The organism is Clostridium sp. DL-VIII (assembly GCF_000230835.1).
Taxonomy (GTDB): Bacteria; Bacillota; Clostridia; order Clostridiales; family Clostridiaceae; genus Clostridium.
The window spans coordinates 2,092,669-2,118,330 of the sequence record NZ_CM001240.1; the positions used below are offsets into that span (position 1 = coordinate 2,092,669).

The window sequence follows — 25,662 nt, forward strand, 5'->3', positions numbered from 1 at the left end:
GCTTTTTAAATTGCTATTAAATAAAAATTGAATTCCTAAATAATGTAATAAGTAGCATGAGAACTATAATAGTGAAAAAATATGATATAATAGAATGTATTGTAAAGAAGTTGATTAATTTGGGAAATAAAGGGGAATGAGTTATTGTCAAAATTAGAGAAATATGTATGCATAACATATATATGTGTAGCAATAGTTCTAGGAGGATTAGCGGGGTATTGCAAGGTTGTATTTAGTGAGGTAGCTAATAATTCTGTTGAACAAAAAAATAATGATAAATCTAGTAGTGCGTCTAATGATAATGCTAATAATTCAAATGATGCGGCAAATAGTAATGCAAGTAAAAGCGGCTCAAATAAGTCGGCTGATACTGCAAATGGTAATTCGAGTAATAATAAAGAAACGGCTGTAAGCATTGCTACAGTAACTAAAAAGTATGGACAAGTAATAAATGTCGAATCTAATTTGTGTATTAGAGAGAAACCGGATTTAGAAAGTCCTGCAGATGATTATTTATATAATGGAATGACATTTGACATTTTATGGAAAGATGATGATTGGTATAAGATAAAGTATAAAGATGCAGTCGGATATGTGAAAAAAGATTATGTTGAAGAATATGATGAAAAGCCTCCTAACTTGACTTATGAGGAAATACATAAAAATAAGCCAATGTTTTCAATTCCTATACCTATTAAAGTAGAATTAACAGCGTACTGTAATTGTGCCATATGCTCAGAAGCATGGGGATCAGAGACGGCAATGCAGACACATACTAGAGTTGGAGTTGTTGCGGCACCCAAGGAAATTCCATTAGGAAGTGAAGTTTTCATTCCAGAATTAGAAAATTATAAGAAGGATGGTATGTTTAAGGTTGAAGATAGAGGTGGAGCTGTAGTGGTTAAAAACGATGGGACTTATATAATAGATGTCTGGCTGCCAACTCATGAGCAAGTTGAGAAATTTGGCAGAAAAAAAGCATTAGTTTTTTTAACAAAAGAATAGTAACTTGAAGTTTCTCTTAGATTAAATTAAAATGGTGATAGTATAAGGAATACATAAAGAGTTAGATGTATTTTTTATTAAAAAGAGTCTTTTAAAAATCAGGGAGGACAAGAATCTTATGAGTCAATTAAATGAAAATGATAAGATGGCTTTGGAAATAGGTGATAAAATTTTATCTCCAGACATGATTGAAGAGAGGATAGAAGAAATCAGTGAAACTTTACTTATATATCGTTCAGCAATAAAAGAGGTTAAGACTAAATTAGATATTTTAGATGATGAACTTAAGATTAAAAGAAAAAGAAATCCAATAGAATACATGAAATCCAGAGTTAAAACTCCAAATAGTATTATGGAGAAGCTTAGACGCAAAGGCTTTGAAATGAGTATTAAGTCTGCTAAGAAAAACTTAAATGATATTGCTGGGATAAGAGTTATTTGTTCTTTTGTTGGTGATATTTATGATATAGCTAATATGCTTATAAGACAGGATGATATTAAGTTAATTGAAGAAAAAGACTATATAAAAAGTCCCAAGCCTAATGGTTATAGAAGTCTTCATTTAGTAGTGGAGGTTCCTATATTTTTCTCAGATCATGTAGAGCCGGTTAGGGTAGAGGTACAGATTAGAACAATAGCCATGGATTTTTGGGCAAGCCTTGAACATAAGCTATATTACAAAACATCGGGAGAAAGTCCAGCACATATTAAACAAGATTTAAAAGAATGTGCAGAGCTCATAGCATCTACAGATATGAGGATGCAAGATATACATAAAGAAGTTGAAAAGTTAAGATAGATAGGAGATGTTAGAAATGATCAAAGAACTTGTATTAAAAAATAGATCATATAGAAGATTTCATCAAGAAAAATCCATTGAGAGGGATACTTTAAAAGATTTGGTGGATTTAGCTAGACTTTCACCTTCAGGTGCCAATAAACAAAGTATAAGGTTTATTTTATCGAATTCAGAGGAAGAAAATGATAAAATAAGCAAATGTATATTTTGGGCTGGATATTATAAGGATTGGGATGGTCCGGAAGATGGAGAAAAGCCAAGTGCCTATATAGTTGTTGTTAGAGATACTACATTTGGAAGCGGCATGCCTCAAGATGAAGGAATAGCAGTTCAAAGTATATTACTTGGTGCTGTTGAAAAAGGCTTTGGAGGATGTATTATTGCAAATATCGATAGAAAGCACTTAAGAGAGAGTATTTCTTTAGATGAAAAATATGAAATTTCTTTGGTTGTTGCACTAGGATACCCAAAGGAAGAAGTAGTTGTTGAAACCATAGGTCAATCTGGAGATATCAAATATTGGAGAGATGAAAAACAAGTCCATCATGTGCCAAAGAGAACTTTAGATGAATTAATATTAAATTAATATACCATATAATAAGATAGCAAGTTTAGAAGGATGTTTCTATTTTGAATCAGATAAAAAAGTAGCTGAGCAATAGATTAGAATTCTAACTTGTTATTTTTTGAATATGTCTAAATATAAAAAATGATTTTGAATATACTATACTTGTAACTTTAAAATAAAGGAGAAGAGTGTGTATGGAAAGAGAACATTATATAGTTGATGGATTGGCAAATGAGAATATGAAGACGCAAATAAAAAATGCATTAGAAAAAATTGAAGGTGTAAATAAAGTATGCGTAGATCTTGCACGTGGGAGTGTTGAAGTAATATATAATACTCCAGCTACACAGGAAGAAATAAAAAGCTGCATAGAAAATACAGGCCATCATGCTGAGTGAAGATACATTATTTTAAATTAAAGAGGAGTGCAATATTAATCAATAGATTCAGTTTTGAGGCACAAATTTAATAATTAGTATCATAAATCACTTGTGAATTGTTATAAAAATCACAAGTGATTTTTTATTGGATTTTCGTTAAAATCTTTGTGATTTCGGTAAGTTACCACAAAAGTCTAAGCTCAAAGTTGTTTAACCTTCTAATATTTTCACATAGAAAATTCTATCTCTTGGTCCATCAAACTCGCAAAAATATATATCTTGCCACCTGCCTAAGATTATATTTCCATTATTTAATATAAAAGTTTGGGATGAGCCAATTGTAGATGATTTTAAATGGGCATGAGAATTTCCTTCAAAATGTTTGTAATTAGAATCACTAGATGGATATGTTTTTTCAAAACCATATATTAAATCATGAACTACATCAGGGTCAGCATTTTCATTTATTGTAATTCCAGCAGTTGTATGAGGACAATAAACTACTACGATACCGTTTTTTATTTTTGCGTTTCTAATGTCTTCCTTCACATAGGAAGTAATATTTACCATTGCTTGCCTTGGATTAACCTCAATAGAATGTTTAAATAAGTTAGACATAAAAGAACCCCCCTAACAATATTTTTCATTATAATATAATAATATATTAAATACCTCAACACATAAAGGGGTTCAGGAAAAAATAGCGTGAAATTGTAAAAATGTTATATTTTCAAGGGAAAATTTGTGATGAGAGTGAAAGGTATGTTATCATTAGATAAAGTTATAAAAAATTATATTAGAAATTATATTTTAGGCTGAAAAATTCTGATTACCGTGTCTTATATTCAAAGATCAATTCTATTTTATAAGTTATGTTAATAAAAATAATAGTAATTAATTTTATAATATAGAGAGGATGATAAAGCGATGCAAGATGGAATATTAAAAACAGTATTAATAACTTTAATTACTTTGACTGGAATATTTACCTTTGGAGAAGTAAATGAGATAGAAGCAAAGGCAGATGGATGGACAAGTGTTAATGGCAGTTGGCGTTATTACAGCGGCCCTTCAATACAAACTGGTTGGTACAATGATGGTGGAACTTGGTATTATTTAGATGATTTTGGCATGAAGAAAACAGGCTGGATTAAAAGTGAAGGAAAGTGGTATTATCTAGATACACGTACTGGAAAAATGTTAACAGGGTGGATTCAGGATAAAGGAGATTGGTATTATTTAAATGATTCGGGTGAAATGGTAACAGGATGGCTTGAGTATAAAAGCAACTTATATTACTTAAATACATCAGGGATAATGGTTAAGGATATATATATTGGTTCATATTATTTAGGCCCAGATGGGGCTTGGATACAAGGCGGTCATCATAGAAAATAGTAATTATACTAGCGGAGCGTGATTTTTTGTCCTTTTGAATTATAGTACCAAAAACTCAAATTTAAGATGTATTATAATTAAGAAGGAGGTGGTATGTATGGGAAATATAATTAAAATTAATATGTATGTGGAAATGAAAAAGGATACAAGTAACAAATTAAAGTTAAAAGCATTAGAAGAAAATATAGGAAAATACAATAGCTGGTTAAAAAAGAATAACAGAGAGGATAAAATAGAAAGCTATGAAAAATTCTTGCGGGCTGAATAGTAATAATTAAGGGTAGATTAAACTATTAATAGAGTTTAATCTACCCTTAATTATTATAAAAAACATCTAATTGTGTAATTCTAATCCAAAATATCGAATATTATCATTATCAATGAATTTTAAAGGACCATTATAAAGTATTGTACCTGCGTATTTGCCTTCAGTTATAATGACATAATTTTTCAAATTACAGTCTGATGATCTTAAAGGAAATTGAAATTCTTTAAGTTCATGCTCATAAACGTTTGGCTTTAGTTTCATTATTTTCAGATCTGATATTTCTTCATTAGATAAAGTACCATCATTATTTATATCTGCAATTTTAGTTAATGCTGATTTTAAATCTGGTTTTAATTCATTTATAGATAGTACTTCCCCATCAGAGCCAAAGCTGCTTATTTTAGAGGAATCATTTAATTCTCTTTCTGATTCAATCATAGCTGCTGTTTCACTAAGACTATTAATATCTGACTTAAAGTTTGCAACATAGGTTTCTCTATTGCTAGCGCTGTTAAATATTTTATAAGAATTAAAAATAAATTCAAAAGAAAGAGCTAGGAATAAAAAAACAAACAAGATTATTAAAAGATTTGTTCCCTTTGATGAATTAAATCGTTTCATGATCTTTGAGCCTATGTTGATATTATAAGTATAAATAGTTAATTTTTTAGTCTGCATTTTAGCACCGCCTTTAAATAGCTTTTAGAATATAAATCAAATAATAAACCAAAGATATTAAGCATATAGGTAGATTATATTTTGATTATGCCCTTATACTAATATATTATGATATAATCATTAATTTGAATTTATAAAAGAGTAAAGAAGACGTTAAAAATAAATTAATTGCATCTCTTTATGTATTCTTAAATTTAATTATATCTGTGTACACATAAAGCTTAAATTAATGATATAATTTTAAAAGAAATTATTTTATTTACGGAATATGATATATTGAAATAAATGGATGAAACGAAAGGATTAAACAAAGATGAATGCTAAATTTAGGATAGTATCTGATATGACGAAGGAACCAGCAGATAAAGATTTATATCTTATAATGTTTAAAGGTAATATATTAGTCAAAAGAGAAGGGAAAAATTTAATTATTCCTAATTATGGTGAAATTAATAAGCTAAATATTAAGAATAAAGAAGACTTTTTTATTGGAGAGTTTGATGGAAAGGCTTGTTTTGCTATAGAAGCTGAGTCAGAATTAAATTTGCATGGGGATTTTGAGTCAATTTCTTTAAGAGATATTGGAATATTAGGAGATGAAGAATTATTTTTAATAGCAGGCAGAGCCAATCAAATATTAAATTGGGATAAAACTCATAGATTTTGTGGTAAATGCGGTTCTAAAACGGAAAATAAGAAAGATGAAATGGCTAAAATTTGTCCAAGCTGTAATAATGTAATGTATCCAGTTATCTGCCCAGCAATAATAGTTGCAATTACAAAAGGAGATGAGATACTTCTCGCTCATAATAGTGGATTTAAGGATAATATGTATAGTTTAATTGCAGGATTTGTTGAGGCTGGGGAAGATTTAGAGAGTGCAGTAAAGAGGGAGATTTTTGAGGAAGTCGGAATAAAAGTAAGGAATGTTGAATATTATAAGAGCTCACCTTGGCCATTCCCGAATTCCTTGATGCTTGGTTTTTTTGCAGAATATGAATCTGGTGAAATAAAGGTAGATGGAGAGGAAATAACAGATGCAGGTTGGTTTTCAAAAGACACTTTTCCTAATTTACCGTTAAAGTTTAGTCTTGCGAGAAATTTAATAGATAAGTTTCTTGAGAAAAATGAATAGTAATAAACATATTAAGTTTTAATATTTGGGAATATAATATTTATAAATAAATTATATTAGGGGGATATATAAATGGCAATCGGTAGAAGCAAAGTAGTAGTTGTTGGTACAGGGGCTGTTGGAGCAGCAGTAGCATTTGATATAGTAATGAATCATGTATGTGATGATCTGATATTAATTGATATTAATAAGGAAAAATCATGGGCAGAAGCAACTGACCTGCAGCATTCTCTCGGGTATAGTGGTAACAAAATGAGGGTTAAAAATGGTGAATACTCAGACTGCGAAGATGCAGATTTAGTAGTAATTGCAGCTGCATTACCTTATATTACAGGCCAGACAAGGCTAGATATGATGGAAAAAGCAGCTGGAATAATGGAGGGTATTGTTCCAGCTATTATGGCAAGTGGATTTTCAGGAATCATTGTTGTAATAACAAATCCTGTAGATGTTATGTCATATTATGTACATAAACTTTCAGGACTTCCAGCAAATAAAATTATTGGCACAGGTACAGCATTAGATTCTGCACGATTAAAATATCATTTAGCAGATACTATGAACGTTGATCCTCAAAGTGTGCATGCACTATGTATGGGAGAGCATGGGGATTCTCAAATAATTCCTTGGAGTCAAGTCACAGTAGGAGGTAAGAGATTTTTAGATATCCTTAATGATAATAAAATGAGATTAGAATCGTTTAATATAAATTCTATATCAGAAGATATAAAGATGATAGCATATAGAATTGTAAATGCAAAAGGTGCTACTACTTTTGGAATTGCTGCGACTACAGTTCAAATTATTAAAGCAGTATTGCATGATGAAAATAAAGTTATTCCTGTATCTGCAATGTTTAATGGAGAATATGATGAAAAAGAAGTATACGCAGGTGTGCCAGCTGTCTTAAACAGCCAGGGAGTAAAGGAACTTGTTGAATATCATTTGTCTGAGGATGAAATGGTAGAATTAAAGAAATCTATTGATATTATAAGAGAATATAATAAAAAGCTAAAATTATAAATATAAAAACATAAAAAAAGAGAGTTTGGATTCATGAATAATAGAATTCAAGCTTTTTCTATTATAAGCTTGTTAGTGCATTATAAATTTTTTTATACTTTATATTTGGGCAGCATGTGAGCTAGATGAAATAAAGGTGTATTAATAAAAAATAACGGATGAGGATTATATTTGAAGAGATAATCTTCCCAATTTATTAACATTGAAATTTGTCTTTTAAGGGAATATAATAAATTGACTTGTTAAAAAATGTATACAATTGAAGATATATATATATAGCATGATGAAAAATAGCATAATTCATAAAAAAATAGAGATAATTTAATATATATACACATATTAACGAGGTTTTTATCCTATAGATAATGATTACATTGTTGTCTTAAGATTATTCTTAATATACAATAGTTTTTGTATGATTAATAATAGGGGGAAAATAAATGATTACAAAATTTTTGGATATTTTATTAGGAGAACCTTTAGCAAATGAGCAAGGCTGCCATGAAAAGTACAATATTCCTTTTGGACTTGCAATTATGGCCAGTGATGCAATTTCATCCGTGGCCTATGCAGCTCAGGAAATACTTTTTGTTTTAATAGTCTTAGGAACAGCTGCATATGAGTGGCTTACATGGACTTCTTTTATGATTATAGGACTTCTAATAATACTTACAATTTCATATAGTCAAATTATCAGAGCTTATCCTCAAGGTGGAGGCGCCTATAAGGTTGCCAAAGAAAATATTGGAACCAAATCTGGTTTGGCTGCTGGTTCGGGATTAATAATCAGCTATATACTAACAGTTGCAGTTAGTGCCAGTGCAGGGGCAGATGCTATTATTTCTGCGTTTATCGGTTTGGCTCCATATAAAGTTATTTTTGTTTTAGCGATAATTATAATTTTAACTATTTTAAATTTAAGAGGTATAAGTGAATCATCCAAAATTTTTGCTATACCTACGTACATTTTTATTTTAAGTATGATATTTATGATAGTTTATGGATTTTTTAAATATTTTATATTAGGAATACATCCAGAACCTATGTATTCTATTCCAGCAGGAACTACAGAAAATTTATCAATATTCCTTATTCTAAGAGCTTTTTCTTCTGGGTGCTCTGCTTTAACAGGTGTGGAAGCAGTTAGTAATTCTGTTCCTAACTTTAAGGAACCAAGCCAAAAGAGTGCAAGGACTGTTATGGTATTACTTGCGGCTTTGATATTTTTTATATTTGGAGGGACTTCAGTACTTGCTATATTTTATACAGCGGTACCTATTGTAAATGGACCCACGGTTGTTTCTCAAATAGCAACTGCCATTTTTGGTAATGGAATAATGTATTATATAATTCAGTTTAGTACAGCTATAATTTTACTTATGGCTTGTAATACAGCGTATACAGGCTTCCCAATGCTCATGTACATAGTCGGAAAAGATGGATTTGTCCCTAGGCAGTTTACACTTAGAGGAAAAAGACTCAGCTTTTCTTTTGGAATTATAGCTCTATCATTTATAGCATGCCTTCTAGTTATTATATTTAAGGCAGATACCCATAGATTAATTCCATTGTATGCTATTGGTGTTTTTATATCTTTTAATTTAGGACAGTTTGGTATGGTAAACCATTGGAGAAAAGAACGGGATAAAGGATGGGTAAAACGAGCTTTTATTAATGGATTTGGTGCTTTGGTAACGACGCTTACAACAATAATAATTTTAGTTGAGAAGTTTAGTGAAGGGGCATTTATAGTTGTAATTTTAATTCCAATTATAATTTTAATTCAGTTAAAGATTAAAAAGCATTATGATAAAGTGGCTTGTGGTTTAAGCGTTAGTGAATTAAATTTAAAAAAGGTGGATTTTAAAATAAAGTACACCCATATAGTAGTAGTTCCAATTGCCAGTTTAAATAAAGCAACTATAGGGGCGCTTCAATATGCTCAAAGTATAAGTGATAATGTAATTGCTCTTAATATATCGCCAGATAAGGAGGCTATGGAGAAGTTAAAAATTAGATGGAATGAATTAGATACTGATATATTACTTGTTACAAAATATTCTCCATATAGAGCTGTAATCACACCATTAATTAAAAGCATTGAATTAATTGCAAATTCAACAGCTGATAATGAAAAAATAACTGTAATTGTTCCACAATTCGTAACACATGAACGCTTTGGGGAAGTTTTACACAATCATACTAGTTTCGTTATTAGGGAAACTTTATTGAAAAATGACAATATAATTGTATCAACATATCCTTATCATTTAGTAGACGAAGACATTTTTAAATAATTAGTTTATTTACTTTTTATAAATTAATTTTTTAGTGCAAATAATGAAATAATTTATATTCAGTATATTATTTATTACGTAAATTTATGCTGAAACAACATGTTAAGTGAGATTTTAGATTATATAAGAGAGTTTTGATTCAGAAAATTAAGAATCAGAACTCTTATTTATTTTTATAGAAAATTATAAATTAGTAACGGATGTTACAGAAATCATTAATGGAATATAGTAAACTCTAAATTGTCAAAAGCAAGAAATTAAAAAAGAAATTATTAATATTTTATATAAAGAAATAGGAGGGCATAATATGTCAATGTTTTGTTATCAATGTCAAGAAACAGCTGGATGCAAAGGCTGTACTAAAGTAGGAGTATGCGGTAAGGATGAGTATGTAGCAAAAGCTCAAGACTTATTAATATATGCAACTAAAGGACTAGCTATAGTAAGTAATGAAGGAAGAAAAGTAAATGTTACAGACTCTAAAGTTGATAAATTTATAGTAGAAAATCTATTTACAACAATTACTAATGCTAATTTTGATAGAGATTCTATTTTAGATAGAGTAAAAGAAACTTTAAAAATAAGAGAAGAATTAAAAGCTAAAGTTATTAAAGCTGGCGGACAAGTTGGAGAAGTTAAAGTAAGTGGAGGGTTCTTCAAGAAAATATTTGGAGGGCAAACTACAGAAGTTATTGCACCAGATGCTGTAACTTGGACTGGTGATAATACTATAGAATTTGATGCTAAAGCTGAAAAAGTTGGAGTTCTTGCAACAGAAAATGAAGATATAAGAAGCTTAAGAGAACTTATAACTTACGGATTAAAAGGATTATCTGCTTATATGAAGCATGCAATGAATTTAAAATATAATAATGAAGAAGTTCATGCATTTATGGCAAAAGCATTAGCAGCTACAATAGATGATACTTTAACAGCTGACGACTATGTTGCTCTTGCACTTGAAGCAGGTAAATTCGGTGTAGATGGTATGGCATTACTTGATAAAGCTAATACTGAAAGTTATGGACATCCTGAAATAACAACTGTTGATATTGGAGTTAGAACTAACCCAGGAATATTAATTTCAGGACATGATTTAAGAGATTTAGAAATGTTACTTGCGCAAACAGAAAGTACAGGAGTAGATGTATATACTCATGGAGAAATGCTTGCAGGACAATACTATCCAAAATTTAAGAAGTATTCACATTTTGCAGGAAACTATGGTAATGCATGGTGGAAACAAAAAGAAGAATTTGAAAAATTCAATGGTCCAATCCTTATGACTACAAACTGTATAGTTATTCCAAAGGATTCTTACAAGAATAGATTATTTACAACAGGTGCAACAGGAATGCCAGGATGTGCTCATATAGAAGCTAAGGCAGATGGAACAAAAGATTTTTCTAAAGTTATAGAAATGGCTAAGAAATGCAAAGCACCTACAGAAATAGAAAAAGGACAAATAGTTGGTGGATTTGCTCATAATCAAGTTTTAGCATTAGCTGATAAAGTTGTTGATGCTGTTAAATCAGGCGCTATAAAGAGATTCTTTGTAATGGCAGGCTGTGATGGTAGAGCAAAATCAAGAGATTACTATGCAGAATTTGCACAAAAGTTACCACAAGATACAGTTATATTGACTGCAGGTTGTGCTAAATATAAATACAATAAATTAAATTTAGGTGATATTGGAGGAATTCCAAGAGTATTAGATGCAGGACAATGTAATGATTCATATTCATTAGTTGTTATAGCACTTAAGCTTCAAGAAGTATTTGGCTTAAAGAGTGTAAATGAATTACCTATATCATACAACATAGCTTGGTATGAACAAAAAGCTGTAATAGTACTATTATCATTATTACACTTAGGGGTTAAGAACATTCACTTAGGACCAACACTTCCAGCATTCCTTTCACCAAACGTTGCTAAAGTATTAGTTGATAACTTTGGAATTGGTGGAATCACAAATGTTGACGATGATATGAAGATGTTCATGGAAGCATAAAAAATATTATCTTGATAAATCTAATAAAAAGTTGACCAATTGATTAATTAATAAATTAGCTCTCTCAAAATCTCATTTATATATAATCCTAACTACTTAATTGTAGTTGGGATTTGTTTTATAAATAAGAAAGTAAAGAATATAAGAATATAAGAATATAAGAATATATGTTAAAAGGTAAATTAATGTGAAATAAATTACATTAAAAAAATAATATAATGGGTACAATACAATATAATAAAATGAAATAATTATATAAATATTAAAAATAAGGGAACTCGAATCATATTTGTATGCTAAGTAAATTTAGAAGAACAAAATCATAGATTTTGATTCTAATTTAAGGAGGAATTATATATGAAAAATATTACTGAAACTATTGATGTAAGGATATATGTACCAAAGGAGAAACGCCCAGCGATTTTTGATACTTTTAACAAATTAAAAGTTGGGGAGACAATGGAACTTATAAATGATCATGATCCTCGTCCACTATATGATCATTTTAATGTGGAACGTCCTAATCAATTTGAATGGGAATACTTAGAGCAAGGACCAGAGCTTTGGAGAATAGAAATTACAAAGAAGTAAAGTAGGAAAATAAAGTATATATAATATAATTTAATTGGAAAGAGGAATGAAATATGACAATGATTTTTAAAGACTTACATCAATTTAGCACACATGTTAAGCAGATTAATCTTTCGTTTCATCAATATTTATTATTAGGTGAGGATCCTATTTTATTTCATACTGGTAATGCTATGCAGGCAGAAATTATGCTGCCTGAATTAAAAGTTGTACTTGGAGATAGAAATTTAAAATACATTTTCGTATCACATTTTGAAAGTGACGAATGTGGAGGATTGTCTGTAATATTAAAAGAGTTTCCAAAAGCCAAGGTAATATGCTCAGCGGTTACAGCTCGCCAGTTAGATGGATTTGGAATAAACGCTGAAGTTATTGTAAAAAAGCCAGCAGAGATACTGCGCACTAATGATTATGAACTAGAATTTATTAGATATCCATCAGAAATGCATCTTTGGGATGGTTTATTAGTTATGGAAAATAATCGTGGAATATTTTTTAGCAGTGATTTAATGATTAGTTTCGGAGAAGAAATAGGTACTGTAAAAGAATCAGATTGGAATACTGAAATAAATAATATTAAACTAGAACAGGTGCCAGATTCAGAGAAGCTAAAAGAATTACAACAGGCTTTGCTAAAGTTAAATCCCAATTTTGTAGCTACTGGACATGGAATATGTTTAAAAACCAAGTAGATAGAATAATTACATTGAATATTTAACTTATAAAAATTAAAAGTTTGAATAGATGAACAAATCAAGAACTTGATTTATTACTTGTAATTTTTAGATTATACTACACACAGTTATGAGTTATGAAGTATAAGTTATGAGTTAAGGATGAAGCTCAAAGAGAAAGTTCGAGAAACCAAATACAAGACTTGGACTCTCACTTTTCCCTCAGCGGGATTTCTGAAATATATTTCTGAAAAGCCTACATGCTTTTCTTCCTCAGCTCATAATTTATTAAAATATCAGTTGCAAGTTATAAATTAGACTTATCTATGAGATAATTATCTATAATTGTTAAACTCTTGTGTGTGCAATACCAGAAATTTCATAAGTCCGCTGGAATAAATATGTATGTAATTTCGGTTAATCACCACATAAGTTTAATTTTAAAGCTGGATATCTATAAATTCATGCTATTTATATCTTGGCTGCTCTTTTTGTGTAAGATAGAAATTATAAGCACCAATTTTTTTCATAGCATCGTTATTCTCTTTCCATGTTTTAGTTAATTCTTCATTATATGTTGTAGGAGCGCAGGGATATTTAGAACATTCAAAACAAAAATTTATATTTTCATTCTTATGACAAGTATTTATGCTACACTGACATTTTGGTTTATCACTGTAACGACATCCGGGACAATTACCGCTTGAAAAGTGTTTTAAAATAGCTGAAAATTGCTCGTAATAATTGAATATAGGCATAAAATCTTTTATTTTCTCAGCCATTTTTTCAAAGTTTATTAAGTTTTCATTTAGTTCCTTACTTAATAGCACTACTTTACTTTTTTCATAATATACGCATCTTAAACAGTCATTTCCACAAGGGGCTAAGTCTTTTACAGCTTGATCATAGTTATTCATAAAAATTCCTCCTTAAATGAGAATCAAAATTTGCGATTTTGTTCTTTCACTTATATAGATGCAGTAAAAAGAGGAAAGTCACGCTTTAATAAAAAATTATTTGTTTTTTAATACATTTCATTTACTATTTTAACAACTCTTTCATACCATTCCTTAGGAGGTTTTTTATCTGGCATATTTTTATATAAGAAATTTATTTTATTTCTAACTTCTATGTTAAAGGTATAGTTGGATTTTGTGAAATCCAATTTTTCAATCAAATTATGCTTGTTTGCTCTTTTTTGTAAATCTGATCTTGTTTTAGAGAATTCAATCCAAGCCTTACAGCTGCAAGGATTATTAACATCTAAAAGATTGCAGTGATTATGAAAAAACGAATCTAAATTCATATGGGCACGATAAAGAAGTCCTTTTGTCGCATTTTTTGAAATACCAATTACAGTTGATACTTCATCTAAAGATAATCCAAACATATCAATTAAAGAAAAAGCTATCCGTTGATGTAGAGTCAGGCGTCTTACCATTGCGAGAAAGCAGCCATTTTGAAGAGCTTGAATGGCCTCTTCAACAATTACTTCATCTTCAGGCTTTGGAGGATTATTTGTAAGCAGGAGTCCTTCCCTTTCTAAGAGTGATACATCATCATAAAGTAACTCATCAGTATTTTTATTCTTTCTTTCTAGCATTAAGAAATTATTAAAACATATTTTTCTAAGCCAAGCTTTAATAGCAGTCTGATCTTCTAAACTATTTAGTTTCTGCCAGGCGTTAATAAAGGTTTCCTGGGTTAAATCTTCTGCAACTGATGGATGGCAGGATAATTTTAAGGCATAGTTATAGATATAAGTTCCATACGTATTCATTAATATTTCAATATCCATTAATATTCTCCATTCTTAAAATCTCTCATTAACAATATTATAAAAAATATTTCGATTTAATGGAAGATTTACACTTAATTTAAAGGTTAAAGAAATTTAATGAGAAATGTATAAGATATGTTGATTATGGAAATGATTTGAATAGAAAATTATAATTCACAAAAAAGGAGTGAGGATTTATGTACATGCTGTCGAGTGATAAAATGCATGGTGTTTTAGAAATAAGACCTTTTAAAGGACATTTAAATGTTACTGCAGCTAAAAAAATTGAAGAGGGAAAAGTAATTCAATTTAATAGGTATCATGTTGCAAACAGACAAAAACTTTTGGAAGAATTGGCAAACCAAATTAAGAAACAATGGATTAAAGAAGCTGAAGATTCACTTAAAAGATACAAGGAACTAAAAGTTCAATTAAAATAAGCTGAAAATATTGGATCTTATACGTAACATTATATTATATGCTTAAGTAGAAATAGGCTGCCGCATTTTTTAGTGCAACAGCCCATTTTTAGATTTATAAAATTTATAAAGCGTCTTTTCCACGCTCACCAGTACGAATTCTTACAACATCTTCAGCATCATAAATAAAAATCTTTCCGTCTCCATAATTACCTGTACTGATTTCTTTTAGAACTTTATCTATTATAATTTCAGCAACATCTGGTGCTACAACTGTTTCTACTTTAACTTTAGGTAACAGATTTACCTTATATTCGGTACCTCTGTAAATTGTTTTATATCCTTTTTGATTACCGTATCCCATAATATTTGAAATCATTACACCAGTTGCATTACAGTCGTGTAGAATTTTTTTTAAATCTTCTAATTTTTCACTGTTAATAACAATCTCTAATTTTTTCATACCATTACCTCTCTTTCACTATATTATATTGATTGAGTATCTTGTTTAAACCTTAAGATTTGTTTTATTTCAGCATTATCTGGTGAATTATAATCAAGTTCAGGAGATTTTACTAATTGTAGATCTGGGTATCCAGAAACGCCCATTTCAGGAATATCTAAGCCGTTTAACTCAGCTTCAGGTGTAACTCTAATGCCCCAAACTTTATCGACAATTCTTAGGAAAATATACGAAACTCCAAATCCCCAGACAAATAATACAATTACTGCTATTAATTGAGCTGCAAATTGAGAAGGATCACCAAAGAATAAGCCTGTTACTCCTCCTGAAACACCATTTAAACCATCACCATAAGAACCATCAGCAAATAGTCCTAAGGAAAGAATTCCCCAAAGGCCATTAACACAGTGAACAGAAATTGCTCCAACTGGATCATCAAGCCTTAATTTATTTTCTACAAAGGCTACTGCTAGACAGACAAGTAATCCTGCAATCCCACCTATAAAGAAGGCAGAAGGAGCGCTTACAAATGCACAAGGGGCAGTTATTGCAACCAATCCAGCAAGGGCACCATTGGCAGTCATTGATGGATCTGGTTTGCCGTATTTAACCCACATATAAAACATAGCAACAAGTCCGCCTATTGCACCAGCTATCATTGTGTTTGTAGCGACTACAGATAACCTGAAATCAGAAGCGTTTAATGTTGAACCGGCATTGAATGAAAACCAGCAGAAGAATAAGACAATAGTACCTATAATAGCCATTGGTATATCATGTCCAGGGAAAGGTCTTGAGGTCCCATCTTTTTTAAATTTACCAATTCTAGGTCCGATAACAATAGCTCCTGCTAAAGCAAGCATACCACCCATTGAGTGAACAACACCAGAACCAGCAAAATCAACAACTCCATGACCAAGTCCAAAATTTTGACCAAGAGTTGCAAGCCAACCGCCGCCCCATACCCAATTTCCGAAGAAAGGATATAGGAACATTGAAATAAAGAAAGATAAAATGACAATAGCAGAATATTTTACTCTTTCAGCCATAGCACCAGTTGGTATTGTAACGGTAGTATCCATGAACACCATTTGGAAAAAGAATAATGCATAAATTCCTGGATCGTAAACACCAAAACCAGATAAGAAAAAGCCGTTATACCCCATAATACCGCCAAGGCCGGGTATTGAAAGCATTGAGCCTAAAGCGGCTCCACCAGTGCCAAGACCTGCAGCTCCACCAGAACCGCCAAATTGAATAGCAAATCCTGTTAAGAAGTATCCAACTGCACCAACTAAAAATACCATAAAGTTCATAGTCATAGTGTGTGCAGCATTTTTACCACGGCAAAATCCTGTTTCAACCATTGCAAATCCGCATTGGAAGAAGAAAACCATAAATCCGGTTATCATGACCCATGTAAAGTTTGCACCATAATAACCTTTATTAGCAACTGTTGCAACATCGCTAAGAGTTTCGTTCCCTGTTGCTGCAACATAAGAAGCTCCAGTAGGATCGGAACCTCCAGCTGGTGAAAGTGCTAAAACTAAGGTTACAGCCAAAGCGCCCAAGAATAATATAATTGCAGCTAATTTAAATGATTTTTTCATAAATTTTCCTCCTTAAAAAATATATAAAATTAATATTATTTCTTATAGATAAATTTCTTTTCTTTTTTTCTTTTAAAATTATTCCATGAAAATTTTGATGAAGATTTAAGCAGTTCCTCTTTCAATTTAGTAACTGAAAAGTAATATCTTATTCCTAAATATAAAACCAGTAAGCCAAATACTGTACCTGGTATTAAAGAACTTAAAACTTTAAAGTGAATATCATTAACTAGACTGAAAATGCTAAAAAATATGCCTAAAAAGATAATTATCATATCAGCTATAAAAAGGAAATTAATGAGTATTTTCTTTGATCTGTCTGGAGAGCAAAGTGCGTTTTGCTTTTTCATTTTTAATACCTCCTTTCATTGGAATGTTTTTTGATGAAATTTTTAACAGCAAAAAAGGAGTCAAGCTTAACCAAGCTTTGACTCCTTTGTCTGGGGAGATATCCCATTAAAAAAGAAAAGTAGTCTAATATTTATAAATATTAGACTACTTTGCCAATAATTGTTATATTAATTTTATTATAGATATGCTAGTGTAAAAAGTCAAGTCAAATTTAGAAAAAATTAACAAGCCTTTTTCCGTTAAAAAAATTAATTTACTATAATATTTATTGGTTTACAATTATATTTCAATTAAAGAATTAAAGTTAAGAGATAAAAAACTTAAGGTTATATTTTTTACTTTTTTTTAAGATTTTTCGCTATAAAATTTAACAATTTCGTTGTATTATTAGATGTATGAAAGAAGGTGAGAGAATGGGAAATATAATAAAGATTAATATTTATGCAGAATCTAAGAAAAAAAAGAATGAATTAAAATTAAAAACTGTTGAAGAAGCTATTTCTAAATATAATAGCTGGTTAAAGAAAACAAATAAGGAGGATAAAATAGAAAATTATGAGATGTTTTTGCAAGCTAAATAGTTATTTTTAGAGGTTGATTAGATTTTAAGGTTTAATCGACCTCTTTTTTATTGTATAGGAAAGTATAAAAATCGCGCTCGCTGAAAGCGCGGCGTAGACTTGCATTAGAAAAATATATGTGGTAAATTGATGAAATGATTAAGAGTAAATTAAGAAGAATATTAGAGGAAAATTGGAATGAATTTTATAAAAGATATAAAAACAGAATTAGACCTAGTGTTATTGCAGAAGTAAAAAAAGTTATGAAATGCAAGGATATAAGTAATGGTTATATTGAATTAAAATGTAAGGAATGTGGCGAAATAAAGAAAGTTGGGTTCACTTGTAAAAGTAGATTTTGTACATCATGTGGAAAGGTTTATGTTGATAATTGGGTTAATGGAATGCTGGGAAAATTAATAAATGTAAAGCATAGACATATGGTATTTACAATACCAGAGGAACTTAGAAATTACTTCGGAAGAGAAAGAGATAGGCTGAAGTTACTTCCGCAATGTGCAGCTAAAGCTGTTACGAGTTGGATGTATAAGCAAAATAAAAAAGAAGAATTTATACCTGGAATTATAGCAGTTATACATACTTTTGGACGAGATTTAAAGTGGAATCCCCACGTCCACATGATGGTTACAGAAGGTGGAAAGGGTAAGCTAACTACCTGGAGAAATTTTAAATATTTTTCGTATGAAGCATTAAGAAAGAGATGGCAAAAAATATTATTAGATGAAATAATAAAAAGAGAAGGAAATAAAGATAGTTTTAGACGATTAAAGAACAAAATATATAAAAATAATAAAGATGGATTTTATGTTCATGCTAAAAATGAAATAAAATCAGCAAAGATAGCTGCAAAATATATTGGAAGATATGTTGGACGACCTGCGATAGCAGAATCAAGAATAATTGCGTATGATGGTGAAAGTGTAACATTTAAATATAAAAGACATGAAGACAATAAAGAAATAATAGAGAAAGTGTCAGTCTTTGAGTTTATAAAAAAGTTATAATACATATACCAGACAAGAATTTTAAAATGGTGAGATATTTTGGACTGTATTCGAGGAGATGTAAGGATAAAGATCAATTTATCAAGATGATAGATAAGAAAATAATACAAATTAAGAAATCAATAGAAAAGTGGGAATATCGAATTCTTGCGTCTTTTGGGGTAGATCCATGCAAATGTTCTAAATGTGGTGGTAAGATGAGATTTAATGATATAGTGTATCCACGATACGGCTCGATGCGAGAATATTTTATATAAATTTTAATAACTAACTGCTAATATCATACGGGGTAAACCTACTGTATAAAATAACAAAGCTTTTTTAGTTTACCCTTGTCCAAATTTAATGCATCTAAATGTGACTTAATTTGTTGAATTAACTGAGAAAAAACTTCAAATACAGTATTATGAATTACAGCTTGGCGTAAGTTTTTCCAAAGGTGCTCAATTGCATTTAACTCAGAACAATATGGTGGAAGGTATAAAAAAGAAATATTTTCTATACCTTCTAAGAAATCATCTATACCTTTAAAATGATGATATCTAGCATTGTCCGCGATGAATATAACCTTTTTATTTTGATAATTTTCAGAGACCGTATTTTAAAAAAGACTTAAAATTATCTGAATTTCCTTTATCAGAAATCTTATAGATAAGATCACCGGTCTCAGGGTTAGTAGCACCAAATATAACAGCTCTTTTTCTTGTGCCACCTGGTAAAGTTTTAACTATAGGCTGAACTCCGACTTTAGTCCAAACGGCAGTCGCAGACGGCTCTGATGTTATAATAGCTTCATCTTCATAGAGAATCACAGTATTTTCGTCTTTTGATATTATCAAATTCGATAGTTTTTCTCTAAAATTAGTTAAAGTTTCTTTATCAATTTTATTACTTAATCTTTTAGCTCTAGTTTTTGAGTAGTTAAGTCTAGAAAATATATTATAAGCTGTACCAAGTGAAATTTTTTTATTGAAGTTTAAACTTACCCAATTTACAAGAAGTTCACCAGTCCAATTATTATAATTGAGACCGGAATTATAGGGGGATTCTTTTAAAATATTATCAACAATAGCAAGTTCATCTGATGTTAAAATTGTTTTCTTTGGGGCGTGCTCTAAGTCTTTCAAGCCTTCTAATCCAAATTTATTATATCGATGAATAGTCGTTCTAATCGTAGCATCAGATTGTTTTAAAAGAAGAGAAATTTCAACACTAGATTTTCCTTCAAATAAATGCAATATAGTTAATAATCTAGTTTTAATTTTTGGATTTTTCTCACTTTTATATAGCGCTTTTATAGTTTCATAAGATGCATGCTTTGTATTAACAGTTAATCTTTTTCTCATATGGACCTCCTGCTTAAATATTTGATATTTTAGTATGTCCATATATGAGAAATTTAAATAGCAACCTGTAATTAAAATTTATATAAAGATAAATTTATAAGTGAAGGGAAAGAAAAATTAGAAAACATCCTGGAAATATATGCAATTGCAAAAGGAGTACTATATGGTAAAATAAAGCCGACAACAACATAGTTGGAGGGATGTTAAGTGAAAGATATAATACCATATAAATGTTTAAATTGTGGAATAACAGAAAATATACCTAGGGAGGTTGTAGAATACTTTGATGAGATGGATCAAAGTAATATAGATGAACCGCCTTGTTTTTCATGCGAAAAATGTGGTGGAGTTATGAGACCTAAAGAATACAATGGGGTATATGGCAAAAGTTATAAACTATAAGAAGAAAACCATAGAGGAACAGCAATCTCTATGGTTTTTAATTTAACTATTAATAATTTCTCCGAAGGAGCGTGTCGCAGACACTTTTGTTCTATATAAAATTATAAAGTAATCAGGAGTAGTTTTTGTCTATAAAAAGCGTGCCATCACTTTGGATTTCAGCATAGAATATATCTTTTATAGAAGATATATTTTGTCTTTTTAGTTCAGCTTCTAGCCAAGTTTCACTTAAGTTTAATTCTTTTAAATTAGCCTGGATTATCTTACCATCAACAATAATTTCAGATGGCAGGTATTTTAAAGTAGATAATGGAATACTCATATCAGATTTAGTTATTTGTTGTTCTTGAGGCTTTTTCATTATACTTAAATTGCCTATAGGCTCCAATATTGCATATTCTACTTCTTTGATAGAAAAAATATTTTGTTTTCTGAGCATCATGGATAGATCATCTATATTAACACGATTTGCTTTTAATTCGTCTTTAATTATCTTACCTTTCTTTATTAATATGGTTGGCTGACCATCAATTAATTGCCTTAATTTTCCGAATTTTAATCCAATATATTCAAGTAAAAGAGTTAAGATGCACCACCAAATCAAGCTTATTAAATCCTCTATGAAGGATTCATCTAATTCATGAATCATATTAGCTGAAATAGAACCAATTGTAATTCCAGTAATGTAGTTAAAAAATGTTAAATGGCTCATTTGTTTTTTACCTAATATTCGTGTTAAGATTAACAATACTAAAAATATTAAAGTTATCCTAGTTAATAAGTAGGGTATATTTATATTTGCTAGATTCATTGTTTTAACCTCCTGAATTTATGGAAATATCTTGCCCGCGAGCTGCTTAATTTATTCTTTTTTGGAAAATAAGAGAGTGAGAGTGTGTAAAAGATAAATTATGAACATTGGTACCAAAATTTATTCTATAAGGTTTGCCTATTGGATTAGAACAGAAAGTATTGAGCAAAGTAAGTAATTGGAAAGAGCATGAAATTAAAATTGAATTAGCATAAATTATATGGTATTATTTGTATAAAGCGATTTTAATGATTTATGATTTTGTTTCCAAGGCGGGAAGTTCTTATTTGAGTTTCCTGCCATTTTTGCGAGGCTGCTAAGTATTCTATATAGCTCTGTTTTGAATTTAAGAGTTGCTATGTAATTAAAGCATACGTTGATTAAAGTCACTTGAAAATAGGAAGGTAGTGATGAAGATGCTTTATATATTAATTTTACTATTGGGAATAACTTTTGTGTTGCCAATCATATCAAAGAAGGTGGAGAGTAATCTTGAAATTTTTTTATTTACGATAGGGATAGTAGCAGCCATTGTTTCAAATTCTGTAAGTCGAGAATTTCTACTTCATATTATTGAAAATAAATTTATGTATATAATATCCTTAGCAGTGTTAATAGGTGGATTTGTATTTAAAATATTATCGGTTCATATAAAGAGCATACTTTCATATATTTTGAGGTATATTCCATTAAGAATTTTTATATTTTTACTAGTAGTCATTATAGGACTTTTATCAAGTATAATAACTGCAATCATAGCAGCACTTCTTCTAGTAGAAATAGTGAGCATACTTCCAATAAGTAGAGAGAACAAGATAAGTCTTGATATAGTTGCATGTTTTTCAATTGGAATTGGAGCAGTATTAACTCCTATAGGAGAACCATTGTCAACAACAGTGATTTCTAAATTGGGTGTGGATTTCTGGTATCTATTGAACCAGTTTGGAATTTATATCATACCAGGTATATTAATTCTTGGATTCATAGGAACTATATACGGGAAAGAAGAAAAGAACGAGAAAGAAAGTAATGAAGAAGTTATTATAGAGGAAACTAATATGGTGATATTTGTAAGAGCGCTAAAGATTTTTTTGTTTGTTATAGCATTAGAATTACTTGGACAAGGCTTTAAACCAATAATTGATACTTATATAATACATCTTAATACAGGTTATTTATATTGGTTTAATATGTCTTCAGCAGTGTTAGATAATGCTACTTTAGCAGCTGCAGAGGTAAGCGATAAAATGTCATTAATTCAAATTAAGGCAGTATTAATGGGCTTATTGATTAGTGGAGGAATGATGATTCCAGGAAATATACCTAATATTATTTCAGCTGGAAAGTTAAAAATCAAAAGCAGGGAATGGATTAAATTAGGGGTTCCACTTGGGTTTGCAATAATGATAGTATATTATATGATTTTATTCTTTATATAAACATTCTATATTCTCCACAATTCCTCCACATTTCATTTATATAATTATTACAGGAAGAGTAATTAATATGTATATAGGAGGAATTAAGCAATGTTTTGCAGTGGATATGGTGGTTTTGGACCAGTAAGCAATATAGGATATGGAGGAATGTTCTTAGGAATGGGCTTTAGAATGCTAGTATTTATTGTGGTAATAGTTTTAGCTGTAAAGTTATTTAAGAGCTATAGTAATAAATCTAATAGTGCAATGAAGATACTCAATGAAAAGTTTGCTAATGGAGAGATGACTCAGGAAGAATATTTAAAAAGGAAAGAAATTCTTTCACAAAAGAATTAGGCACATGAAAATAAGTATGGTTAAGATTAGAGTGAGTTGTTGTTATTTATTATAGACTTACCCTAGTCTTTTTTTGAATCATACATTATAATATAAGCACCAAAGTTGGAGGTGATAAGTATTAATAATAAATTTAAGATATTAGTGGTAGATGATGAAGCAAATATAGTAAATGTTGTAAGGGCATATCTTGAAAGAGATGGTTTTGATGTGATTACAGCAATGGATGGAGAAAAAGCATTAGAAGTATATAATAAGGAAGTTATTCATCTCATAGTTTTAGATTTAATGCTTCCGAAGCTTGATGGTGAAGAAGTATGCAGGAGAATTAGAACAACCTCAAGCATACCAATAATTATGCTTACTGCAAAAGCAGAAGAAGATGAAAAAATAGAAGGAATATCTATAGGGGCTGATGATTATTTAACTAAACCTTTTAGTGTTCGTGAGCTTGTAGTAAGAGTTAGAGCTTTACTTAGAAGATCATATAAGGATTTTGCTCCAATGGCAGATATATTATCTTTTAATAATAATGATCTAGAAGTTAATATAAAAAAAATGATAGTAAAAAAGCAAAATGAGGCCGTGAACTTGACAGCAAATGAGTTTAAGATTTTAATAGTTTTTTTATCAAATCCAGAAAAAGTATTTTCAAGAGAAGAGTTAGTTGAAAAGGCATTTGGAATAGATTATGAAGGTTTTGACCGGACAGTAGATACTTATATTAAGAATATCCGCCAAAAAATAGAAAGTAATCCTAAGGAACCAGAATATATAGTAACGGTATATGGAATGGGATATAAATTTAATCCCAACTTTGCTGAGGTAAAAAAATGAAAATATCATTAGTTAAGAGAATAGCATTAGGCTTTATACTAGCAGTTTTAGGTTCAATTATTTTGGCGAGCATAATATCTAATTATACAGTCGGAGAAAAATTTAAAGAATATTTGGTAGACGAACATAAAACAAAGATAGAAAATGTAGTTAAATCAATTGATGATTTATACAGTAGTCAAAAAGGAGATTCTAAAATAAATACTGAGGAAATTCAAAGATATGCAGAATTGCAAGAATTATATATTGAGATTAAAGATATAAATAATAATACTATTTATTCTTCGGGAAAATCATATTTGCAGCATGATAATATGATGAATAATATGATGGGACATATGATGAAGAATCCTTCAGGAATTAATATGGGTGAATATACTGAAAATGAATATCCATTAGAAGTTAATGATAAGGTGAATGGAAGTATAACTATTGGTTATTTTGGAGATTCTTATTTATCTTCTGCATCAGTAACATTTCTAAGTACTTTAAATCATTCATTAGTAATATCGGCTATAATAGCTTTAATATTTGGAATTGTAATTAGCCTTATAATATCAAAGCAAATATCAAAACCTTTATCTACGATAACTGAAACTGCTAATGAAATTAGAAATGGTAATTTAAATGTTAGAGTAAAGAGCAGTACAAAGACTAAAGAAATAATTGAACTATCTAATTCTATAAATTATCTTGCAGAAACTTTAAATAGTCAGGAGATGCTTAGGAAAAGATTAACTTCTGATATGGCTCATGAACTAAGAACACCGCTTACTACATTGAAAACCCATGTAGAAGCTTTTATGGATGGAATATGGGAACCTACTTATGAAAAATTCCAGGTGTTTTATGAGGAAATAGAAAGACTGACTAAAATGGTAGATAATCTTAGAGATTTAGCAAAACTTGAACAGACTAATATAGTTTTAAATAGAAGTAAAGCCAATCTTTCGGAGGAATTAGAGAAAATTTTGAATATTTATAAACCGCTTTATATTAAAGCAGAATATGAGTTAACTGGTGACATAGAGCCAAATGTCATTGCAGTGGTTGATGTAGATAAATTTAAGCAGATTATGAATAATTTAATCACAAATTCCTATAAATATCTAAAGGCAAAAGGTAAAGTAACAGTAGCACTAAAGAATGAAAAGCAAAATATAGTAATTAAGGTTATTGATAATGGTATTGGAATACCTGAAAAGGATATACCTTACGTATTTGAACGATTTTATAGAAGTGATTCATCTAGGAGTAAAAATACAGGTGGGTCAGGCATAGGACTTACTATTGTAAAAAGTTTTGTTCAAGCGCATGGTGGAAATGTATACTTAGAAAGTGAAACTGATAAAGGAACTATAGTTACTGTGGAACTGCCAAAAGTGAATTGAATTATACTCATGGAAATGTTTTAGCTGAATGGATGAGAGCTCATTAAAAACATAGAAAATATTGT

At 29.8% G+C, this 25,662-nt stretch carries 29 protein-coding genes and 1 pseudogene; 21 read left to right on the plus strand and 9 right to left on the minus strand.

Features of this window, described 5'->3' with window-relative positions:
• The first annotated feature begins 414 nt into the window (after positions 1 to 414).
• The 4 genes from CDLVIII_RS30600 (at position 415) to CDLVIII_RS09595 (ending at position 2,770) form a co-directional block, all read left to right on the plus strand.
• Positions 415 to 1,005 carry an SH3 domain-containing protein gene (locus tag CDLVIII_RS30600; protein ID WP_242835961.1) on the plus strand — a complete coding sequence of 197 codons (591 nt, stop codon included), beginning with the start codon at positions 415 to 417 and terminating at the stop codon, positions 1,003 to 1,005.
• A gap of 118 nt (positions 1,006 to 1,123) precedes the next feature.
• Positions 1,124 to 1,804: a GTP pyrophosphokinase family protein gene (locus tag CDLVIII_RS09585; RefSeq protein ID WP_009169252.1), complete on the plus strand. Its 681-nt coding sequence runs from the start codon at positions 1,124 to 1,126 to the stop codon at positions 1,802 to 1,804.
• A gap of 16 nt (positions 1,805 to 1,820) precedes the next feature.
• Complete coding sequence (locus CDLVIII_RS09590; RefSeq protein WP_009169253.1) at positions 1,821 to 2,390, plus strand: nitroreductase family protein; 570 nt, start codon at positions 1,821 to 1,823, stop codon at positions 2,388 to 2,390.
• A gap of 176 nt (positions 2,391 to 2,566) precedes the next feature.
• Complete coding sequence (locus tag CDLVIII_RS09595) at positions 2,567 to 2,770, plus strand: heavy metal-associated domain-containing protein (RefSeq protein ID WP_009169254.1); 204 nt, start codon at positions 2,567 to 2,569, stop codon at positions 2,768 to 2,770.
• Between the two features lie 192 nt (positions 2,771 to 2,962).
• Here the strand turns inward: CDLVIII_RS09595 and CDLVIII_RS09600 are convergent, their stop codons facing one another.
• Positions 2,963 to 3,370, minus strand: a complete 408-nt coding sequence (locus CDLVIII_RS09600) for a secondary thiamine-phosphate synthase enzyme YjbQ (RefSeq protein ID WP_009169255.1) — start codon at positions 3,368 to 3,370, stop codon at positions 2,963 to 2,965.
• A 309-nt stretch (positions 3,371 to 3,679) separates the two neighbouring features.
• Here CDLVIII_RS09600 and CDLVIII_RS09605 point away from each other — a divergent pair, with 309 nt between their 5' ends.
• Both CDLVIII_RS09605 and CDLVIII_RS31170 read left to right on the plus strand, forming a co-directional pair.
• A complete protein-coding gene (locus CDLVIII_RS09605; RefSeq protein WP_009169256.1) occupies positions 3,680 to 4,150 on the plus strand; it encodes a cell wall-binding protein in 471 nt (156 codons plus the stop codon).
• Between the two features lie 97 nt (positions 4,151 to 4,247).
• On the plus strand, positions 4,248 to 4,418 hold the full coding sequence (locus CDLVIII_RS31170; protein WP_009169257.1) for a hypothetical protein: 171 nt from the start codon (positions 4,248 to 4,250) through the stop codon (positions 4,416 to 4,418).
• 66 nt (positions 4,419 to 4,484) lie between these two features.
• Here CDLVIII_RS31170 and CDLVIII_RS09610 read toward each other — a convergent pair whose 3' ends face one another.
• The gene (locus tag CDLVIII_RS09610) at positions 4,485 to 5,096 is read right to left on the minus strand and encodes a hypothetical protein (protein ID WP_009169258.1); all 612 of its coding nucleotides are present in this window, start codon (positions 5,094 to 5,096) and stop codon (positions 4,485 to 4,487) included.
• A gap of 313 nt (positions 5,097 to 5,409) precedes the next feature.
• On the opposite strand from CDLVIII_RS09610, the gene nudC reads away from it, so the two are divergent.
• The 6 genes from nudC to CDLVIII_RS09640 all read left to right on the plus strand — a co-directional run bounded on the left by nudC (position 5,410) and on the right by CDLVIII_RS09640 (position 12,845).
• Positions 5,410 to 6,231 (plus strand): NAD(+) diphosphatase, encoded by an 822-nt coding sequence (gene nudC, locus CDLVIII_RS09615; protein ID WP_009169259.1) that lies wholly within the window; start codon positions 5,410 to 5,412, stop codon positions 6,229 to 6,231.
• A gap of 72 nt (positions 6,232 to 6,303) precedes the next feature.
• The gene (locus CDLVIII_RS09620; protein ID WP_009169260.1) at positions 6,304 to 7,254 is read left to right on the plus strand and encodes an L-lactate dehydrogenase; all 951 of its coding nucleotides are present in this window, start codon (positions 6,304 to 6,306) and stop codon (positions 7,252 to 7,254) included.
• Between the two features lie 440 nt (positions 7,255 to 7,694).
• Positions 7,695 to 9,551, plus strand: coding sequence for an APC family permease (locus CDLVIII_RS09625; RefSeq protein ID WP_009169261.1), 1,857 nt, complete (start codon positions 7,695 to 7,697; stop codon positions 9,549 to 9,551).
• A 307-nt stretch (positions 9,552 to 9,858) separates the two neighbouring features.
• Complete coding sequence (gene hcp, locus CDLVIII_RS09630; RefSeq protein ID WP_009169262.1) at positions 9,859 to 11,562, plus strand: hydroxylamine reductase; 1,704 nt, start codon at positions 9,859 to 9,861, stop codon at positions 11,560 to 11,562.
• Between the two features lie 357 nt (positions 11,563 to 11,919).
• Complete coding sequence (locus CDLVIII_RS09635; protein ID WP_009169263.1) at positions 11,920 to 12,153, plus strand: DUF2249 domain-containing protein; 234 nt, start codon at positions 11,920 to 11,922, stop codon at positions 12,151 to 12,153.
• A gap of 53 nt (positions 12,154 to 12,206) precedes the next feature.
• Positions 12,207 to 12,845, plus strand: coding sequence for an MBL fold metallo-hydrolase (locus CDLVIII_RS09640; protein ID WP_009169264.1), 639 nt, complete (start codon positions 12,207 to 12,209; stop codon positions 12,843 to 12,845).
• 449 nt (positions 12,846 to 13,294) lie between these two features.
• Here the strand turns inward: CDLVIII_RS09640 and CDLVIII_RS09645 are convergent, their stop codons facing one another.
• Together CDLVIII_RS09645 and CDLVIII_RS09650 are read right to left on the minus strand one after the other, a co-directional pair.
• A complete protein-coding gene (locus tag CDLVIII_RS09645) occupies positions 13,295 to 13,744 on the minus strand; it encodes a DUF3795 domain-containing protein (protein WP_009169265.1) in 450 nt (149 codons plus the stop codon).
• A gap of 107 nt (positions 13,745 to 13,851) precedes the next feature.
• Entirely contained in the window at positions 13,852 to 14,625 is a 774-nt protein-coding gene (locus CDLVIII_RS09650) for an RNA polymerase sigma factor (protein ID WP_009169266.1), read from the minus strand.
• A 179-nt stretch (positions 14,626 to 14,804) separates the two neighbouring features.
• On the opposite strand from CDLVIII_RS09650, the gene CDLVIII_RS09655 reads away from it, so the two are divergent.
• Positions 14,805 to 15,047: a hypothetical protein gene (locus CDLVIII_RS09655; RefSeq protein ID WP_009169267.1), complete on the plus strand. Its 243-nt coding sequence runs from the start codon at positions 14,805 to 14,807 to the stop codon at positions 15,045 to 15,047.
• 103 nt (positions 15,048 to 15,150) lie between these two features.
• On the opposite strand, the gene CDLVIII_RS09660 is transcribed toward CDLVIII_RS09655, so the two are convergent.
• The 3 genes from CDLVIII_RS09660 to CDLVIII_RS09670 are packed head-to-tail and all read right to left on the minus strand — an operon-like array spanning position 15,151 to position 17,449.
• Positions 15,151 to 15,489: a P-II family nitrogen regulator gene (locus tag CDLVIII_RS09660; RefSeq protein ID WP_009169268.1), complete on the minus strand. Its 339-nt coding sequence runs from the start codon at positions 15,487 to 15,489 to the stop codon at positions 15,151 to 15,153.
• 23 nt (positions 15,490 to 15,512) lie between these two features.
• Entirely contained in the window at positions 15,513 to 17,099 is a 1,587-nt protein-coding gene (locus CDLVIII_RS09665) for an ammonium transporter (RefSeq protein WP_009169269.1), read from the minus strand.
• Between the two features lie 35 nt (positions 17,100 to 17,134).
• On the minus strand, positions 17,135 to 17,449 hold the full coding sequence (locus CDLVIII_RS09670) for a hypothetical protein (protein ID WP_009169270.1): 315 nt from the start codon (positions 17,447 to 17,449) through the stop codon (positions 17,135 to 17,137).
• A 414-nt stretch (positions 17,450 to 17,863) separates the two neighbouring features.
• Between CDLVIII_RS09670 and CDLVIII_RS31175 the strand changes: the two genes are divergently transcribed.
• From CDLVIII_RS31175 to CDLVIII_RS31900, 3 genes and pseudogenes are all read left to right on the plus strand, one after another.
• On the plus strand, positions 17,864 to 18,031 hold the full coding sequence (locus CDLVIII_RS31175; protein ID WP_009169271.1) for a hypothetical protein: 168 nt from the start codon (positions 17,864 to 17,866) through the stop codon (positions 18,029 to 18,031).
• Positions 18,032 to 18,165: 134 nt separating this feature from the next.
• A pseudogene (locus CDLVIII_RS09675) lies at positions 18,166 to 19,040 on the plus strand (transposase); the annotation flags it as partial.
• A gap of 21 nt (positions 19,041 to 19,061) precedes the next feature.
• The gene (locus tag CDLVIII_RS31900; protein WP_242836050.1) at positions 19,062 to 19,292 is read left to right on the plus strand and encodes a hypothetical protein; all 231 of its coding nucleotides are present in this window, start codon (positions 19,062 to 19,064) and stop codon (positions 19,290 to 19,292) included.
• A 330-nt stretch (positions 19,293 to 19,622) separates the two neighbouring features.
• Here CDLVIII_RS31900 and CDLVIII_RS09680 read toward each other — a convergent pair whose 3' ends face one another.
• Positions 19,623 to 20,381, minus strand: a complete 759-nt coding sequence (locus CDLVIII_RS09680) for an IS630 family transposase (RefSeq protein ID WP_035301713.1) — start codon at positions 20,379 to 20,381, stop codon at positions 19,623 to 19,625.
• Positions 20,382 to 20,588: 207 nt separating this feature from the next.
• Here CDLVIII_RS09680 and CDLVIII_RS09685 point away from each other — a divergent pair, with 207 nt between their 5' ends.
• Complete coding sequence (locus CDLVIII_RS09685) at positions 20,589 to 20,783, plus strand: hypothetical protein (RefSeq protein ID WP_009168857.1); 195 nt, start codon at positions 20,589 to 20,591, stop codon at positions 20,781 to 20,783.
• Between the two features lie 112 nt (positions 20,784 to 20,895).
• Here CDLVIII_RS09685 and CDLVIII_RS09690 read toward each other — a convergent pair whose 3' ends face one another.
• Positions 20,896 to 21,594, minus strand: coding sequence for a DUF421 domain-containing protein (locus CDLVIII_RS09690; RefSeq protein ID WP_009169272.1), 699 nt, complete (start codon positions 21,592 to 21,594; stop codon positions 20,896 to 20,898).
• Between the two features lie 416 nt (positions 21,595 to 22,010).
• Here CDLVIII_RS09690 and CDLVIII_RS09695 point away from each other — a divergent pair, with 416 nt between their 5' ends.
• The 4 genes from CDLVIII_RS09695 (at position 22,011) to CDLVIII_RS09710 (ending at position 25,597) form a co-directional block, all read left to right on the plus strand.
• A complete protein-coding gene (locus CDLVIII_RS09695; RefSeq protein ID WP_035302186.1) occupies positions 22,011 to 23,033 on the plus strand; it encodes a DUF1646 family protein in 1,023 nt (340 codons plus the stop codon).
• A 90-nt stretch (positions 23,034 to 23,123) separates the two neighbouring features.
• Positions 23,124 to 23,369: an SHOCT domain-containing protein gene (locus CDLVIII_RS09700; protein ID WP_009169274.1), complete on the plus strand. Its 246-nt coding sequence runs from the start codon at positions 23,124 to 23,126 to the stop codon at positions 23,367 to 23,369.
• 120 nt (positions 23,370 to 23,489) lie between these two features.
• Positions 23,490 to 24,206 (plus strand): response regulator transcription factor, encoded by a 717-nt coding sequence (locus CDLVIII_RS09705; protein WP_035302189.1) that lies wholly within the window; start codon positions 23,490 to 23,492, stop codon positions 24,204 to 24,206.
• Complete coding sequence (locus tag CDLVIII_RS09710) at positions 24,203 to 25,597, plus strand: HAMP domain-containing sensor histidine kinase (RefSeq protein ID WP_009169276.1); 1,395 nt, start codon at positions 24,203 to 24,205, stop codon at positions 25,595 to 25,597. The genes CDLVIII_RS09705 and CDLVIII_RS09710 overlap by 4 nt, the downstream gene beginning before the upstream one ends.
• Positions 25,598 to 25,662 lie beyond the last annotated feature (65 nt).

Coding starts and splice junctions, on each gene's coding strand:
- CDLVIII_RS09585 (WP_009169252.1), top strand. CDS start 1,124: ATGAGTCAATTAAATGAAAATGATAAGATGGCTTTGGAAATAGGTGAT.
- CDLVIII_RS09590 (WP_009169253.1), top strand. CDS start 1,821: ATGATCAAAGAACTTGTATTAAAAAATAGATCATATAGAAGATTTCAT.
- CDLVIII_RS09595 (WP_009169254.1), top strand. CDS start 2,567: ATGGAAAGAGAACATTATATAGTTGATGGATTGGCAAATGAGAATATG.
- CDLVIII_RS09600 (WP_009169255.1), bottom strand. CDS start 3,370: ATGTCTAACTTATTTAAACATTCTATTGAGGTTAATCCAAGGCAAGCA.
- CDLVIII_RS09605 (WP_009169256.1), top strand. CDS start 3,680: ATGCAAGATGGAATATTAAAAACAGTATTAATAACTTTAATTACTTTG.
- CDLVIII_RS31170 (WP_009169257.1), top strand. CDS start 4,248: ATGGGAAATATAATTAAAATTAATATGTATGTGGAAATGAAAAAGGAT.
- CDLVIII_RS09610 (WP_009169258.1), bottom strand. CDS start 5,096: ATGCAGACTAAAAAATTAACTATTTATACTTATAATATCAACATAGGC.
- nudC (WP_009169259.1), top strand. CDS start 5,410: ATGAATGCTAAATTTAGGATAGTATCTGATATGACGAAGGAACCAGCA.
- CDLVIII_RS09620 (WP_009169260.1), top strand. CDS start 6,304: ATGGCAATCGGTAGAAGCAAAGTAGTAGTTGTTGGTACAGGGGCTGTT.
- CDLVIII_RS09625 (WP_009169261.1), top strand. CDS start 7,695: ATGATTACAAAATTTTTGGATATTTTATTAGGAGAACCTTTAGCAAAT.
- hcp (WP_009169262.1), top strand. CDS start 9,859: ATGTCAATGTTTTGTTATCAATGTCAAGAAACAGCTGGATGCAAAGGC.
- CDLVIII_RS09635 (WP_009169263.1), top strand. CDS start 11,920: ATGAAAAATATTACTGAAACTATTGATGTAAGGATATATGTACCAAAG.
- CDLVIII_RS09640 (WP_009169264.1), top strand. CDS start 12,207: ATGACAATGATTTTTAAAGACTTACATCAATTTAGCACACATGTTAAG.
- CDLVIII_RS09645 (WP_009169265.1), bottom strand. CDS start 13,744: ATGAATAACTATGATCAAGCTGTAAAAGACTTAGCCCCTTGTGGAAAT.
- CDLVIII_RS09650 (WP_009169266.1), bottom strand. CDS start 14,625: ATGGATATTGAAATATTAATGAATACGTATGGAACTTATATCTATAAC.
- CDLVIII_RS09655 (WP_009169267.1), top strand. CDS start 14,805: ATGTACATGCTGTCGAGTGATAAAATGCATGGTGTTTTAGAAATAAGA.
- CDLVIII_RS09660 (WP_009169268.1), bottom strand. CDS start 15,489: ATGAAAAAATTAGAGATTGTTATTAACAGTGAAAAATTAGAAGATTTA.
- CDLVIII_RS09665 (WP_009169269.1), bottom strand. CDS start 17,099: ATGAAAAAATCATTTAAATTAGCTGCAATTATATTATTCTTGGGCGCT.
- CDLVIII_RS09670 (WP_009169270.1), bottom strand. CDS start 17,449: ATGAAAAAGCAAAACGCACTTTGCTCTCCAGACAGATCAAAGAAAATA.
- CDLVIII_RS31175 (WP_009169271.1), top strand. CDS start 17,864: ATGGGAAATATAATAAAGATTAATATTTATGCAGAATCTAAGAAAAAA.
- CDLVIII_RS31900 (WP_242836050.1), top strand. CDS start 19,062: ATGGTGAGATATTTTGGACTGTATTCGAGGAGATGTAAGGATAAAGAT.
- CDLVIII_RS09680 (WP_035301713.1), bottom strand. CDS start 20,381: ATGAGAAAAAGATTAACTGTTAATACAAAGCATGCATCTTATGAAACT.
- CDLVIII_RS09690 (WP_009169272.1), bottom strand. CDS start 21,594: ATGAATCTAGCAAATATAAATATACCCTACTTATTAACTAGGATAACT.
- CDLVIII_RS09695 (WP_035302186.1), top strand. CDS start 22,011: ATGCTTTATATATTAATTTTACTATTGGGAATAACTTTTGTGTTGCCA.
- CDLVIII_RS09700 (WP_009169274.1), top strand. CDS start 23,124: ATGTTTTGCAGTGGATATGGTGGTTTTGGACCAGTAAGCAATATAGGA.
- CDLVIII_RS09710 (WP_009169276.1), top strand. CDS start 24,203: ATGAAAATATCATTAGTTAAGAGAATAGCATTAGGCTTTATACTAGCA.